Origin of the sequence: Streptomyces katrae, from assembly GCF_000966975.1 — a bacterium.
In the GTDB taxonomy this organism is placed as follows: domain Bacteria; phylum Actinomycetota; class Actinomycetes; order Streptomycetales; family Streptomycetaceae; genus Streptomyces; species Streptomyces katrae.
In genome coordinates this window covers 1-652 of record NZ_JZWV01000549.1, presented here as the reverse complement: position 1 = coordinate 652, position 652 = coordinate 1, and the positions used below count along the sequence as shown (strand labels likewise).

1 pseudogene is annotated in these 652 nt (G+C 81.0%); it reads right to left on the bottom strand.

Annotated features, from left to right (window positions below):
- Positions 1–652: pseudogene (locus VR44_RS19915) on the bottom strand (ATP-binding protein); the annotation flags it as partial.

Genomic DNA, 652 nt, shown 5'->3' with positions numbered 1-652 from the left:
GCCGCGGCGGCGTTCGACCCGGCGGCAGACGGAGGCGTCGCAGGGGCGTTCGGGCCGCCGACGGGCGGGAACGGGGTGCGGGTGCTCCCCCCGGCGGGCGGCGGGGGCGTCGTGCCCGGTGTGGACGGGGCCTCCAGGCGCAGGGGCGGGGAGGCCGCCGCGCCCAGGGCCTCGCGGTCGGTGACCAGCGCCAGCGCGCGCCGGCCGGCGACCGTCCCGCGCTTGTCCGCGAGCGCGCCGCGCAGCCCGATCGAGGCCTCCAGCTCGGCCCGGGCCCGGTCCAGGCGCCCCTCGCACAGCGCGAGGACGCCCAGTTCGTGGTGGAAGTACGCCTGCTCCGCGACCTCCCCCGCCTTCCGCGCGGCCTCCGCCCCGGCGCGCAGCACCCGCTCCCAGGCGTCCCAGTGCAGCGAGGCGGCGAAGGCCGGGGCCGCCGTCCGGGCCAGGAGTACGGCCGCCACCACATCGGCCCCGGCCAGGGCCGCGAGCACCGCGTCGGCCTCGGCCGCGACCCGCTCCGGGGTGACCGAGGAGTGGCCGGTCCACCAGGCGTAGTGCCGGGCGGCGGTACGGGCCTCCTCGGCGCCGACCGCTCCGAATCCGGCTTCCTCCAGCTGCCGGGCGACGCCCTCGGCGAGCCGGTGGCGCGGGC